The 14538-nt window shown below is 71.2% G+C and carries 7 protein-coding genes; 1 reads left to right on the forward strand and 6 read right to left on the reverse strand.

Annotated features, from left to right (window positions below; genetic code table 11):
- Positions 1 to 393 precede the first annotated feature (393 nt).
- Positions 394 to 2352, forward strand: a complete 1959-nt coding sequence (locus tag ABT095_RS36410; RefSeq protein ID WP_350533894.1) for an AfsR/SARP family transcriptional regulator — start codon at positions 394 to 396, stop codon at positions 2350 to 2352.
- A 61-nt stretch (positions 2353 to 2413) separates the two neighbouring features.
- Here ABT095_RS36410 and ABT095_RS36415 read toward each other — a convergent pair whose 3' ends face one another.
- The 6 genes from ABT095_RS36415 to ABT095_RS36440 all read right to left on the reverse strand — a co-directional run bounded on the left by ABT095_RS36415 (position 2414) and on the right by ABT095_RS36440 (position 14125).
- Positions 2414 to 3547: a thioesterase domain-containing protein gene (locus ABT095_RS36415; RefSeq protein WP_350533895.1), complete on the reverse strand. Its 1134-nt coding sequence runs from the start codon at positions 3545 to 3547 to the stop codon at positions 2414 to 2416.
- Between the two features lie 52 nt (positions 3548 to 3599).
- Positions 3600 to 4691, reverse strand: a complete 1092-nt coding sequence (locus ABT095_RS36420; RefSeq protein WP_350533902.1) for a polyprenyl synthetase family protein — start codon at positions 4689 to 4691, stop codon at positions 3600 to 3602.
- Positions 4688 to 6097 (reverse strand): glutamate--tRNA ligase, encoded by a 1410-nt coding sequence (gene gltX / locus ABT095_RS36425; protein WP_350533896.1) that lies wholly within the window; start codon positions 6095 to 6097, stop codon positions 4688 to 4690. Before gltX ends, ABT095_RS36420 begins: the two co-directional genes overlap by 4 nt.
- Positions 6098 to 6147: 50 nt before the next feature.
- The gene (locus ABT095_RS36430; RefSeq protein ID WP_350533897.1) at positions 6148 to 6762 is read right to left on the reverse strand and encodes a hypothetical protein; all 615 of its coding nucleotides are present in this window, start codon (positions 6760 to 6762) and stop codon (positions 6148 to 6150) included.
- Positions 6763 to 6902: 140 nt separating this feature from the next.
- Positions 6903 to 7307: a hypothetical protein gene (locus ABT095_RS36435; RefSeq protein WP_350533898.1), complete on the reverse strand. Its 405-nt coding sequence runs from the start codon at positions 7305 to 7307 to the stop codon at positions 6903 to 6905.
- A gap of 2 nt (positions 7308 to 7309) precedes the next feature.
- Complete coding sequence (locus ABT095_RS36440) at positions 7310 to 14125, reverse strand: RHS repeat domain-containing protein (RefSeq protein ID WP_350533899.1); 6816 nt, start codon at positions 14123 to 14125, stop codon at positions 7310 to 7312.
- Between the last annotated feature and the right edge of the window lie 413 nt (positions 14126 to 14538).

Consider the following 14538-nt stretch of genomic DNA (forward strand, 5'->3'; position numbering starts at 1 on the left):
GCCATCGCCGTCCGGGCCTGCTCCGGCGGACAGCCGCCGCCACGGTCGGCCGGACGGCCGGCACTGCGCGAACACCCAGGCCGCGGCCCGCGGAACTGCGTCACCACCCGGGCAGCTTCGCCTTCTGCGCGGGCAGCTCCCTGGACCAGTGGCCGGAGCCACTGCGGCTGACCTCGCGCCACCGCCGGTCCGGTTGTCCGGACGTTGTCCGGGCGTTGTCCGGGCGTTGTCCGGGCGCCCCGGCCGCCTCGGGTTTGTCCGGGGTTGACCGGCCGTCACCCGCACTGTCCTCCCTGACAACCGCCCCCGCCGTAGAACTTGTCCCGACAGCACGGTGGGCCCGCGAGGCCGGGCCCACCGCCCGGAGCGACGACGGCGCAGGAGAACAGGCGAGTGGAATTCGGGATCCTCGGTCCCCTGGTGGTCCGTGACGGCGCGCAGACCCGCAGCGTCCCCGGCGGCAGGCAGCGGGCGCTGCTCGCCGCGCTCCTGGTCCGGCACGGTCAGCCGACCTCGGCGCAGTCCCTGGCGGAGGCCGTCTGGGACGGGCAGCCGCCCCGCAGCGCCTCCGCCGCGCTGCGCAACTACGTCATGCGGCTGCGCAAGGCCCTCGGCGCCGCGGGCGAGCGGATCGAGACCACCGCGGGCGGGTACCGGATCAACGTCGAGGCGCAGGAGCTGGACCTGCGGCGGTTCACGGCGCTGCGCGACGAGGGGGTCGCGGCCCTGCGCCGGCAGGACTTCGAGCGCGCCGCCGCCCGGCTGGACGACGCGCTGCGGCTCTGGCGCGGGCCCGCCCTGGCCGACATCCCCTCGGACACCTTGCTGCGCAAGGAGGCCCGCTGGCTGACCGAGGCCCACCTGGACGCCGTGGAGGCGCGGGTGGAGGCGCGGCTGAGCCTGGGCGGCGACGTCCGGGCGCTCACCGCCGAGCTGCACGCGCTGGCCCGCGAGCACCCTGAGCGGGAGCGCTTCTCCGCCCAGCTCATGACGGTGCTGTACCGCGGCGGGCGGCAGTGCGAGGCGCTGGCCGTCTACCGGCGGGTGCGGCAGACCCTGATCGACGAGCTGGGGGTCGAGCCCGGCAGTGAACTCCGCGAGGTCCACCAGCGGGTGCTGCGGGCCGACCCCGGCCTCGACGGGCCGGCCCGGGCCCGCCCCGAGCAGGTCACCGTCACCGCGACCGCCGTCCCGGCCGCGCGGCCCGCGCCCGGCCACTCCGCTGCCGACCGGCCCGCGCCCGACCGCCCGGCCGTGACGCCCTGCCAGCTCCCGGCGGCCCTGCCGGACTTCACCGGCCGAGCCCGCGAGCTGTCCCTGCTCACCGGCCGGCTGACCGCGCCGGACCGCCGGGCACCGTTCGTCGCCGTGGTCTCGGGCCAGCCGGGTGTCGGCAAGAGTGCGCTGGCCGGTCAGGCCGCCCACGCCGCCCACGCCTCCTTCCCGGACGGAACGCTGCACGCCGAGCTGCGCGACGCGGACGGCAGGCCGACCCCGCCGACCGTCGTGCTGCGGACCTTCCTGATCGCCCTCGGGGTGCCCCACGACCTGGTGCCGGCCGGGCTCGCCGACCGCGTCTCGCTCTACCGCTCGCTGCTGACCGGCCGCCGCGTCCTGGTGGTGCTCGACGACGCCCGCGACAGCGCCCAGGCCCGCGCGCTGCTGCCGAGCGCCCCCGGCTGCGCGGCCCTGGTCACCAGCCGCCACCGGATCGCCGACCTGGTCGGGGCGCTGCCGCTCGAACTCGGGGTGCTGCCCGTGGCGGAGGCCGAGCTGCTGCTGCGGCGGCTGGTCGGGACGGCCCGGGTGGCGGCCGAGCCGCAGGCGGCCGCAGAGCTGGTCGCCGCGTGCGGCCGGCTCCCGCTGGCGCTGCGGATCTGCGCCGCCCGGCTGGGCGCGCGGCCCGGCTGGAGCCTGCGACACCTCGCGGACCGGCTGGCCGACCAGCGGCTGGTGCTGAACGAACTCCAGGTGGGCAGTCTGAACTTCCGGGCCAGCGTCGCACCGAGCTACCGGGAGCTCGACCCCGCCGCCGCCAGGGCCTTCTGCCTGCTCGCCAGGGCCGCGGACGGCCCGCTCTCCACCCTGCAGGCGGCCCGGGCGCTCGACCTGACGCCCCCGTCCGCGGAACGGCTGCTCGAACAGCTCGTCGACACCCACCTGCTGGCCACCGACGCGCCCGGGCGGTACCGCTACCCGGCCCTGCTGCGCGCCTTCGCCCGCGAGCAGGGCGGCCTGCGGCCCGGGGCGGTCCCGGCCCAGGCCGGCCGACTCCCGGACGGGCGCCCGGCCGGCGCGGCTCAGGCTCAGGCTCAGGCTCAGGCTCAGCAGTGGCACATCGGGCTCCGGTAGTCGGCCACGGCGCCGCAGCCGTTGTACGTGCAGACCTGGGGCCGGGCGCTGCGGCCCACCACTACGGCAGCAGCGAGGTCCAGATGTCGGCCTCGGCGGTCGCGCCCCACACCACGTCCCCGTGGCCGTACCCCGGTACCACCCGGCAGTCCACCCGGGAGCCGCCCCGCCGGATCAGTTCGGCGCCCAACGGGTGGTCACCGCGCCCGAGTTCGGCGTTGACCCAGAGCACCTCGGCCCGGATCGCCGCCCAGTCGATCAACCGCCCCCCGGCCCACACGGACGCCAGGTCCCGCAGCAGGGCCGTCGGCTGCAGGCCGCTCCCGCAGCGGCCGACCGCCTCCGCCCACACTCCGACCGTCGTCCGGTCCAGCGCGAACCGGTCCTGCCCGGGGCCGGGGCCGAAGGTGTAACTGCCGCTGCTGTGGCCACGGTGGTAGATCCAGTTCGCCGGCCCGGGCAGCTCCCGGGTGTGGGTCAGCGCGTAGTGCACCAGCCCGAGGTTGCTGAACTGCCCCGGCCCGCCGGCCGGTCGCGGCACCCCGCTCGGCCCGGCCGGCTCGGCCGCCGCCCGGGCGAACAGTGCCTTCAGGCCGGGGTCGAGCACCCAGGTGCCCGCGTCCAGCTGCGCCTGGAACTGCCCGGCGAGGGCCTCGGCCCGGGCCACCGACTCGGGCTCCGTCACCGGGTCGTACGGCCCGGTGGTGTCGAGCACGACCACCCGCCGCAGCCCGGTGACCTCGCTGCGGGCGGCGGTGGCCAGCGCCAGCGCGGCCCCCGCCGAGTGGCCGAACAGCTCGTACGGCAGCCCGGTGACGGCCTCGGCCGCCGCCACCACGCGCGTCAGATCGGCCCAGTGCCCGTCCAGCCCCCACCCCGCGCAGTGCGGCCCGGCCGCACCGGCCGCCAGCAGGTCCTCCCGCGGGGTCGTCCCGATCACCAGGTACCCGTGGTCGGCCAGGAACCGCGCCAGGCTCCGCCCCTGCGCCGTGCAGTAGTTGGCCGCGACGCTGAGCCCGCCACCGGGCAGCAGGTGCGCCACCCGCCCGGCCGGAAGGTCCCCGATCACGTCTACGGTGAACGCCCCTCCCGGGCCAGGCACCGTCAACCGGGCATGCCCAGAACCGAGTTCGCCGACCACCGCCTCGCCGCACCCGAGCGCCTCGGCCAGCCCCGCCACCACGTCCGCACCCACAGAAGCTCCCCGTACCGACCATCAGTTCGTGAGCATTCTGCCCCAACGGGGATCAGTGGTCGCGGGCCACCGTCCAGGCGGGCAGCTGCTCGAAGAAGGTCACGGCGTCCGCGCGCCAGCGGGTGTGCCAGGAGCCCGCCAGAGCCGCGGCCTCCCGCGCGTGGCGTTCGGCCTCGGCCGTCACCGAGTGGTCTACGCCGTGCCGCCGGGCAATGGCGCGCACCCGGTCGACGGTGGCCTCCGCGCACCACGGATCACCCAACGCCCCGTCCAGCAGCCGCCGTTCAGCTCCGTCCAGGTCGGCATTCAGCAGCGCCCTCAGGACGTAGCTGCGCCGCCCGGACCGCAGGTCGGACCCGAGGGACTTGCCGGCCGCACCGGGATCGCCGAACAGGTCGAGCCAGTCGTCGCGCAGCATGTTGGCCGTCCCCAACGCGGTGGCGTACCGGCGCAGTTCACCGTCGTACCGGGCCGGGTCGGCCCCGGCGGCGAGCAGGCCGAGGCGCAGCGGCGTCAGCACGGAGTACCGGGTGGTCTTGAACTCGGTGACGGCGTCCAGGAATTCGAGGTCCGGTACGGGGCCGAAGTCGCGTTCCAGGTCGAGGAACTGCCCGACGACGGTGCTGGCGCCGACGTCGGACACCTCGGCGGCCATCGCCGCGGCCGACCCGGCCGGCAGGCCGGTGGTGAGCAGGACGCGCAGCGCGAGGAAGGCCGCCAAGTCCCCCGCGAGGACGGCCAGGCCGAGGGCGGTGCCGGGCCGGTCCGGGTACTCGTCGAGGTAGGCCTGGGGCACGGAGGGCGCGCCGCGGCGCACGGCCGAGCCGTCGATGATGTCATCGTGGACCAGTCCGTGCGTCTGCAGCAGCTCGATGCTGATCGCGGCCTCCGCCAGCCCCGGCGGCGACCCCTCGGCGACCAGCCCGGCGGCTTCGTTCAGGACGCACACCCGCAGGCGCTTGCCCCCGCGCAGGGACAGGTCACGCAGCAGTTCGAGCGCCCGCGCGGGGAACCTCCCGTGCTGCGGCCCGTCGAGGGCTCCGCCCGCAGGGTCGGTCAGGCCGTCGAAGTACGCCGCGAAGCGCGCGTCGAACCGGCGCCGGTGCTCGGCCGCCCGCCGCCGGGCGGCCGTGATCCTGTTCAGGCGAGCTTCGCCAGCGCCGCGTCGATCCGGGCCAGCACCCGCTCCCGGCCGAGGACCTGCAGGGACTCGAACAGCGGGAGGCCGACCGTCCGACCGGTGACCGCGACCCGGACCGGAGCCTGGGCCTTGCCCAGCTTGAGGCCGTACGCGGTGCCGACCTCGGTGACGGCCTCCTTGAGCGCCTCGGTCTCCCAGGCCGTCTCCACCAGCCGCTTGCGGACGTCGGCCAGCAGCGGCGCCGCCGTCTCCCCCATGGTCTTCGCCCAGGCGGTCCCGTCGGTCTCCGGCTCCTCGAGGAAGAGGAAGTCGATGTTCTTGGTGATGTCACCGAGGACGGTGATCCGGGTCTGGGCCAGCTCGGCGACCTCGGCGAAGACGGCCGGGTCGAACGCCTCCTCCGCCCACGGCGCCGCCGGGGCCTTCAGCCACGGCTCGCAGGCCCGGACGAACTCCTCGACCGGGAGGGCCCGGATGTATTCGGCGTTGATCGCCGACAGCTTCTTGACGTCGAAGAAGGCCGAGGAGGAGTTGACCTCCTCCAGCCGGAACAGCTCCGCCAGCTCGGCGAACGGCCGGATCTCGACATCGTCCTTCGGGCCCCAGCCGAGCAGCATCAGGTAGTTGATCATCGCCTCGGGCAGATAGCCCTCCGCGAGGTAGGACTCCAGGGCGACCTTGTCCCGCCGCTTGGAGAGCTTCTGCCGCTTCTCGTTCACGATCACCGGCAGGTGGCCCCAGACCGGCGGGGTGACACCGAGCGCCTCCCAGAGCAGCTGCTGCTTGGGGGTGTTCGACAGGTGCTCCTCGCCCCGGACGACGTGGGTGACGCGCTGGTCCACATCGTCCACCACGTTGGCGAGGACGAAGAGCGGGGAGCCGTCGCCACGGGCGATGACGAAGTCCTCCATCGCCTCGTTGGGGAAGGCGGGCTCGCCGCGGACCAGGTCCACCACCGTGGTCACACCCTCGCGCGGGGTGCGGAACCGCAGCGCCCTGCCCGGCTCGAACGCCAGCGCGCGGTCACTGCAGTGGCCGTCGTAGCCGCGCTGCTCGGAGCCGGTGCGCTCGACCGTCTGCTCACGGGTGCAGTCGCAGTAGTACGCCGCTCCCTCGGTGAACAGCCGCTGTGCCACCTCGCGGTGCCGGTCGGCGTTGTGCGACTGGAAGTAGGGGCCCTCGAAGGCGGGGTCACGCTCGTCGATGCCGATCGCCGCGAGCGCCTGCAGGATCCCGTCGGTCCACTCCGGACGGTTCCGCTCGGCGTCGGTGTCCTCGATCCGCAGCACGAACCGGCCGCCGCCTTGACGCGCGATCACCCAGTTGTACAGGGCGGAACGGGCGCCACCGACGTGGAACATGCCGGTCGGCGAAGGGGCGAAGCGGACTCGAATCTCAGACGTGATCACGCCCAGCAGGCTAGCAGCCGGGGCCGCCACGCCCCGACCGTCGTCCTCGCTCAGGCGGTCTTGACCAGTTCCTGGAGCAGCTCGAGGTCACTCTCCTTCAACCGGAGGACCTTCACACCGTCAGGGGTGCCGAGCCGCACGACGGCCTCGAAGCCCATCCGGTCGGCCAGCGGGTTGTGCCGCGCCGTCCCGGCCGACACCCGGTACGGCGCCCGCAGCTCCACGGCCGGGCGGCCCGTACGCTTCCAGGCCATCCGCACCGCACCGCCGTCCCCGGCGGTGAGCAGCAGCGCCCCCGACTCGGCCGGCTCCACCACGACCGCGCGGACGTGCACGCCCTTGCCCTGCCGGACGGCGGCCACGTCGTCCGCCGTCGAACCCTTGGCAACCAGCCCGAGCCGCACCGCGAGCCGGTCCGCCCACCCGTTCCGCCGCCCCGCCGACGGCCTGGTCCCACCGACCGCCGGCAACCATCCCACCGGCACCACGGCCTTGACCAGACTCGCCACCACCAACGCGACCGGCAACGAGACCAGCCACCCGAGAATGCGGCCCCCCGCCTGCGAGTCGGCGTCCCCACCCGCGAGCGCCGCACCGGCCTCGCCCAACAGCAGGACGAGCGCGACGGACACCACTATCACCAGCAGGAGCAGGCGGCTCTTCATGTCAGTTCCTTCATCGGCGCGCAGCTCAGGCGCCGGGGATTCGGATTCCCGGCGAAAACTGCCGAGGCCCCGCCGGAGATATCCGGCGGGGCCTCAGTGTCCCACAATCATGGGAGATCAGGAACAGGGGTCAGGAACTTTCAGTGCCGCATACCGAGCACGTTGAACACTACCTCCCGAGCCAGTGGAATCACTTCCTCTTGAGACAGCACCGGGATCTCGTACTTCGAAGCCCGAACATGCGCCACGAATTCAGGATCGAGACGGAGGTGATAGCGACTCAGGTAATACGGGAGATCGAGGCGCCAGATCCACGAACCGTCGGACATGACGGACGAACATCCCGCAATGTACTCGTCGTTCGAAATGACGTCCGGTCCGGACTCCATGATGTCGACCAGCGAGATTCCCCGCCCCAGATAGCCCACCAGATCGGCCTCGTCCGGATACGGCTCGTCAGAGATGGCATCGTGGATGCTGCCACTGTACAAACCTGGCCGGTCAGGCTCCAGCTCAGCGTAGAAACCGACACGAGACACCTTCACGATCATCCTCCCTGACTCGGGTAGAGCCACTTCCAGACACCGCCGTTGTCGATGACCGGAGTCTGGCCTGGGCCGAGGGACGGCATGGTACCAACGCGATCGGTGGGCGCCAAAACCGGCAGGCCGAGTTCATCCGCCACCTGCTGCCCGACACCGGAGACTCCGGAGTGGCAGACCATGAGCCGGCAGAGCTGGCCCTCCGTGTAATTCGGGTTGCCGCGAAGCGCCTCGACCAGCTGACCGCCGTTCGTCAGCTCCCCGTCCAGCTGGATGTAACCGTCCTTGGTCCCGTGGGCAACAACGTCGTGCATGCCCTCGTTGGCCACGTTCTTGAAATTGTTCATCGTCTGGGCATCGCTGCCGACAGCGGTCCCGGTCGAGCCGTGGGTGACCGCATGGCCGCCGGGGGTGACGCTGTGGGGGCCTTCGCCCTGCCAGTCCGGCTTCTCCGAGCTGCTGCTCGGACGGGCGGCCTTGCTGGCAGAAGTGGCCTCCTTGACGGTCGGCTGTGTGGTGCGGGAGGCCGCTGCGGCCTCCTTCCCTGCCGCCTGTTCGACCGCCGACGCGATCTTTCCAGCGCCAAGCGCCGCAACTGCGGCACTGCCGAGCGCTACTCCACCCTCGCCTATGGCACCCATGGCTGCTCCGGCCACGGCGGCCGTCATGCTGCCGACCTCCATACCGCCGGCAAAGCCCTGGGCGGCCGCGACCAGCACACCTCCGCAGACGCCACCGGAAGCGAGGATGCACGCCGCCCCGCCGACGACGACTGCGGCGACAACCATGACGGCGATGACCGGGTGGTCCTCGACGGCCTTGACCACGGTGTGAACCGCGCTCTTGGCCTTGCACTTGAGCCAGCCGCTCCAGCCGCCGCACTTCTTCTTGCTGCCGCCACCACCGCCGCTGCCGCCACCACCGCCGTCACCGCTGTTTCCGGTGTCGGAGCTGGAGGTGCCGTTCGTGACCGTGGTGGACTGCGGGGCGCACGGCGGGTGCCAGTTGCTCGCGCAGTCGTTGGTGCTGCCACCGCTGACGCAGAACAGGCAGCCCCCGCCGCCACCACCACCGATGGGGCCGTCGTCAGGCCTCAGACCCGTCGGGTCGGTGAGGTTGACGGGGTCGTTGTTGCTGTAGGCGTAGCCGTTCCACTGCTGAGGGCTGCCCTCGGCCAGGAGCGGGTCCGGGTTGAGGAAGCGGCCGTGGGCGGGGTCGTACTCGCGGGCGCCGAGGTTGGTCAGCCCGGTGGCGTCGTCCTTGGTGCCGCCGACGAAGCCCTTGTCACCCGACCAGCTCCCGGCCGCGGGCTGGGTGCCGCGCGGGTTGCCGAACGGGTCGGTGGCCCGGCGGGTCACCGTCTGAGCAGTGTCGGTGCCGATCTGCACACCGTTGGTGCCGTGCGGGTCGGACCCCTGGTAGACGAGAGTGCCGCCGCCGGTGGCGGTGGTGACCCGGGTGATGGAGATGCCGCCCGGACCACCGTAGTAGCGGACATCGGTCATCGAGCCGTTCGGCACCGAGGTGTCGAGGGTGAGCTCGTCCGAGCCGAGGTTGAGCGTGGTCTTGCCCGGGTCCTTGCGGAGCAGCTGGTTGCCGTCCGCGTCGTACAGGTACGAGGTGGTGCCCGGGGTCTGGCCGGTCTTGGTGACGGAGTCGAGCTTGTCCTCGCCGTTCCAGGCGAGGGTGGTGGTGCTGGTCGGGTCGGTGATCTTGGTGGTGTTGCCCAGCTGGTCGTACTGGTAGCTGGTCACCGCCGTGCCGGAGGCCGACTTGGTGGAGGTCGACATCAGTGCGTGCGGGCCGCCGGTGCCGCCACCCGTGTTCGGCAGGTTGGTCGTGGTGTTGACCGTGCCCGCCGGGTTGAACGTCTGGGTGGTGGTGACGTCCTTACTGGTGCTGCCGGTGACGTCGTGCTGCACCAGCGAGGTGCGGTTGCCGGTGGCGTCGTAGCCGTAGGACTGCCAGTACGGTGCCGGGCCGCCGACGCTCGGCGGGACGGCGGTCGTCGGACCGTTCGCGTTGTTGCAGCCGCCGATGCCCGGGACGGACGGAGCCGCCTTGGTGGAGGTGCCTGCGGTGTCGGTCCAGGCGTTGGTCACTCGGCCGAGGTAGTCGTAGGTGAAGCACTGCAGGTCGGTCGCCGAGGCGTTCTGCAGGTCCTTCACCGAGGTGATCTGACCGGCCGGGTTGTAGGTGTAGCTGAACTGGTCGAGCGAGGTGGTACCGGTCTGGCGGTCCAGGAAGGAGTTCACCAGGCGGCCGGTGGCCCAGTCGTACTGCTGGGTCGAGACGACCTGCGTGCCGTAGTCACCCACGGTCGTGCGGGTCGGTCGGCCCATCGCGTCGTACTGGACGTCCGTGACCAGGGTGCTGTTGCCACCCGAGGCCATCAGCAGACCGGTGGTGGAGTAGAGGTAGTCGACCTCCTCGGCGGGCAGACCGCCCATGGCCGGCAGGTTGGTGTGGTCCAGCGAACCGAGCACCGGGGTGTAGACGTTGCTGGTGGTGTAGGTGTTGGCGAGCGCGCCCTCACCGCCGGCACCACCGGGGATGGTCACGCTGCTGCCCAGCGTGCGGTACATCGCGTCGTACCCGGTCACGGCCTCGGTGTAGGCCTTGCCGCTCGCACCGCCCACATAGCGGGTGGAGGAGGCGACCATGCCCTTTCCGTTCGGCACGGTGTCGTACGTCCAGCCCGCGAGCTGGTTCGCCGTGGAGACGCTCCCGGTGTACAGACCCGTCTTGCGGCCCAGCACGTCGTACGAGTACGCCAGCGTCTTGTTCTTCGCGTCCGTCGTCGAAGCCACTCGGGAGTTGACGTCGAACGCGGTGCTGGTCGTACCGGTGTCCGGGTCGGTCACCGAGGTCTGGCGCCCACGCAGGTCGTGCGTGTAGCTCCAGGTGTTGCCCGAGGAGTCCTTCCGGGTCAGCGGCTGACCGGCTGCGGTGTAGGTGTAGTTGGTGATGTCGGCGTCAGTGGCGACACCGGTCGGGGTGCTGCCGTGGTACTGCCACCGCTGGGTGATGCGACCACGGGCGTCGGTCAGCGTGGTGGTCGGCGCGCCGCCCTGCGGCGGAGTCGCGTCGACCCGGTCCGCGCCCGGGTAGGCCGTGGTGGAGACCCACTGCTGCTGGGCGTAGGACATGAACGCGTCCGTCACCTTGCGGCCCATGCCGTCGTAGGTGATCCAGTCCTGCGCGGGGACCTGCGAGTCCTGCGGACCGTAGATCGTCCCGTTCGGCTGGTTCGCGGCGTCGTAGTACGGCGCGGCGGTCTTGATCACCCAGCCGTGCGAGTCGTACACCTGATCAGTGATCAGGCGCCCGGCACCGCCGGTGATCGGGGTGCTCTGCGTCTGACGAAGCCGGCCCAGACCGTCGTACAGCTGGTTCTGGGTCTGGTACGAGCCGTCCTCGTTGATCGCCTGCGAGGTGACCACGGTCGGGGCGGTGACGCCGTTGATCGCGTACGAGAACTTGTAGTTCGCGCTCAGGTTGGTCGCGCGGTCCGGCTGCCAGACGCCGGTCAGCCGCCCGAGGGCGTCGTACTGCTTGGTGGTGACGTTGTTGTTCGCGTCCGTGGACACCAGCGGGATGCTGCGACCCGGGTCGATGGTCTGGCTGGTGGCCCAGCTCGCGCCCATCGGGCCGGTCAGCGTGACCTTGGTCGGGATCGCGCCGGTGGCCGGGGTGAACGCCGTCTGCTGGGTGACACCGTCCGGGCCGGACGCCGAGGTCACGCGACCGTAGACGTCGAACGAAGCCGAGGTCAGCTGCGCGAACTGCGCGTTGCCGGAGGCGTCGTAGGAGTTCACGGCCCAGGTGCTGGTCGGGTCCGTCGTGCCGCCGGCCTGGCCCCAGGCCTTGCCGTCGTAGTTGGTCCGGGCGTCCTTGAGCGTGTTGTCCACGTTCGGGGTGGTACCGCAGGGGCCCGCGACGACCTTCTCCTCCGAGGCGAGCGAGGTGATCAGCGGGTTGGTGCTGGTCGCGTAGCTCGTGGTGGTGCAGATCTCCGGAGCGGCGGCGGTGCCGTCGCCCTTGTCGTCCGACTGGATCGGCCGGTTGCCGTTGTTCGGGTCGAAGGTGGTCACCGAACTCGTGGTCCGCCACGTCCCGTTGGACAGCTTCGACCAGGAGGAGGCCGTGGTGCTGGTGCTCTGGTAGCGGGCCACCAGGTCCGGCATGCTGTTCTGCTGCTTGTGCGTCGCCGTCACCACGTCGTTCGACGTGACGGTGGACGAGGCCATCAGCACCGAACCGCCGGCCTGGTCGAAGCTCTGGGCGCCGAGCACGCTGCCCGTACGCCACTTGTCGTCCGTCACCGTGACCGCGGTCGCGCCCGGGTACGGGGTGAAGGAGACGGAGACGCTGCGCGTGCTGCCGTTGGCGAGGACGTCGCCGTTCATGCCGCGCAGGTAGGTGCTGACCTGCTGGGTCTTGGGGGCCTCGCCGGTGAAGGCGCTACCGCTGGTCGTGGTGACCGTCTGGTAGCCCCGGAAGTCGTCCCAGGTACGCACCTTGGGGTCGGTGAACTCGCCGTCGTTGCGGTGCCACGCGGCCCCGCCGCCGTACGTGTAGTTGGTCGCCTTGACCAGCGTGGAACCCGTGACGGCGTCCTGCTCGGTGACCGAGGTGACCAGGTACTTGTTGAACCAGTCGTTCACCGGGTCCGGCGACGACGAGCCCGGCAGGTACCAGTGCACCGGCATGCAGGCCATCGTGTTGCCGTCCTCCGAGGACGGCATGTGATTGTTGACCCGCGAGCACTCCGGGTCCGCGTAGTTCACATTGATCTTGCCACCGGTCTCGGTGGTGATCTGCTGGATGCGCGGGCGGTTGAACGCCGGCTCGGCCGGCACCATCCCGTCCACGCGGTTCGCCAGCTCACGCGCCGTGAAGGAGACCGCCGGAAGCGCGATCGCCGGCTGGCCGTTGGTCGCGGTCCGCACGATCGAGGACAGCCACAGCGAGGGCTTCGTCCCGTCACCCGGATCCGGGAAACTGTGGTTCAGCGCCCACGAGTCGACCGTGGTGTAGGCCGAGCCGACCAGCACCTGGGTGCTGATCTGCGACAGCATCAGCGGCGACCAGAACGACGGCGAGTAGTTGGTGCAGGTACCCGTCGAGGCACAGGCCTGGTCCAGCGGGGTGTCCGGCCAGTTCGACTGGTTCGCCACCACACGCTGCGCGGTGGTGCAGGTCACCGAACCCGAGGCGGTGCAACGCTCGACCGTGGAGAAGAGGACCTTGGCGGCCGGCTTCACGGTGCCGTTCGCCGCGACCTGCTCCGGCAGACGCTGACCGTAGGCGATCTGCGTCACCTCGGCGGAACGCACGTACGGCGTCAGCGTGCCGCTGCCGCCGTTCTGCCCGCCGCCGCGCGAGTAGTAGTTCAGGTCCTGCTGGTAGGAGTAGGTGATCAGGTTCTGGTGGGTGTCCACGACGTAGTCGAGGTTCCACCGCCAGCCCTCCTGGCACCAGGAGGCCTTGCCGGTCGAGGAGTTGTAGCAGTCGTCGCCGCTGTTCGGCGAGTAGACCGGGACGTACTCGACCGAGTTGGTCGCCGGGTCGCTGTGGTTGCCGCCCGGCAGGTGGTTCTGGCCGAAGTAGTACTGGATGCCGTTCGAGGTGGTCACGCGCCAGTACTCACCGCCCCGGGCCTCGTTGGCCGCACCGGTCAGCTGCTCGACCTTCGAGCCGTCGTCACCCTGCAGGCGCCAGGCGCCGGTGGTGTCGTCGTGCACCAGCGTGCCCGAGTGGCCGCCCAGGCTCAGCGAGGCGTTCTGGCCGCCCCAGCAGGTGTCGCCCGAGCCCGTGATGCCGTCCTTGTCGCAGGAGCGGTACGAGCGCTCGATGAAGCCCGGCTGGTAGTCCCAGCCCTCACCGACCCAGGAGGCCTGCGAGTTCTGGGCGGACGTCTTGCCGTCCACCATCGAGGAGTCGTAGCCCAGCGAGAGGGCGGGGCCGGCGCCGCCGATCGAGGCGGGCGTCGGGACCGGGTACGAGTAGGTGAAGTTACCCACGTTCGAGCCCGAGCCCCAGGCAGAGGAGGAGGACAGCGGCGAGGCCGAGTAGCCGCCCATCGGGCCGCTCGAGGTGCTCGTCGCCGCCAGCACGGTCGCGGTCGAGGCGGTCGCCGCCTGGACGAACGACGCCTGCACCACGTGGCCGCCGCTCGCGTCCTGGAGCGAGCTCTTGACCGGAGCCGAAGCCGGAGCCGAAGCGCCGGCCAGGGAGACCTGCGCGGTCAGCACACCCGTCTTCGGGTCCACGCTCGACGCCACCGGCGTCTGCTTCTGACACTCCGCCTGGTCCGGCGTGGTCAGCGCACAGGCCGGCAGCTCCACCAGTTTGGCACGGTCCGCCCAGCCGGCACCCTGAAGCGTCTTCAGGTCCAGCGCCACCTTCACGCTGCGCTTCGCGGACGACGTGTCAGCATCGGTCAGCGCCACGACCGGACCGGTGACACCGGCGGCCTTGCCCTTCTCCGCACCCGACACCTCGACCCGCACCGAACGCACCGAATCACGGTCGCCCTGCGCCACCTTCACCGGCAGCTGACCGGCCTGCACCGGAGCGGCGTCCGGCAGCGCCACCGTCGCGGCACCCGCCGCGACCGGCGCAGCCGGAGCGGAAGGCTTCCACTCGTCCGGCACCTGGTACTTCGGCGCCGGGAGCTTACCCGGCTTCACATCCTTGCCCTTGACCGACTTCTGACTGGTCAACGGCGTCTTCGGCGACCACACCTTGCCGTGCGGCCGGGCCGCGGCCCACGCCTCCACCGACGGCGCCACGAGCAACGTGGTCAGAACGGACAAGAAGGCTATGAGGGACACCCAAGGGTGTCTTCCTCTCAGCCATCTCGCGAGCGGCGTCTGGGTACGCCAAGCCCCCATGATGAATCTCCAATGGATTAATCGACAAACAGTCAGCTGATCAGGCGACTGCCGAGGAGGACCCTAACCCGACCTTGATGCTCCCCATACAACGGCCCCATCCGGCACGAAGCTCATAGATCGTTCACCGTCTGATTACCTGAGATATCGCCCATATAGGCATAAGTCATGGCGGATTTGACTCGCCACCGATTGAGGTTTCATCGTTCCCGTCGAACGTCCGCGCGACCGCGGACTTACCGCGGAGGACGAAAAGACCGTCATGTCCAGTTTCAGAACCTTGTCCGAGATGAGGAGACCGGGAGCGAGGAGCCGGCGCGCAGCGCGGTTCGTCG

Origin of the sequence: Kitasatospora sp. NPDC002227 (assembly GCF_040296285.1) — a bacterium.
Classification (GTDB): domain Bacteria; phylum Actinomycetota; class Actinomycetes; order Streptomycetales; family Streptomycetaceae; genus Kitasatospora.

Bases quoted from the DNA above. Each gene is read 5' to 3' on its own strand.
- ABT095_RS36430 (WP_350533897.1), bottom strand. From the start codon at position 6,762: ATGAAGAGCCGCCTGCTCCTGCTGGTGATAGTGGTGTCCGTCGCGCTC.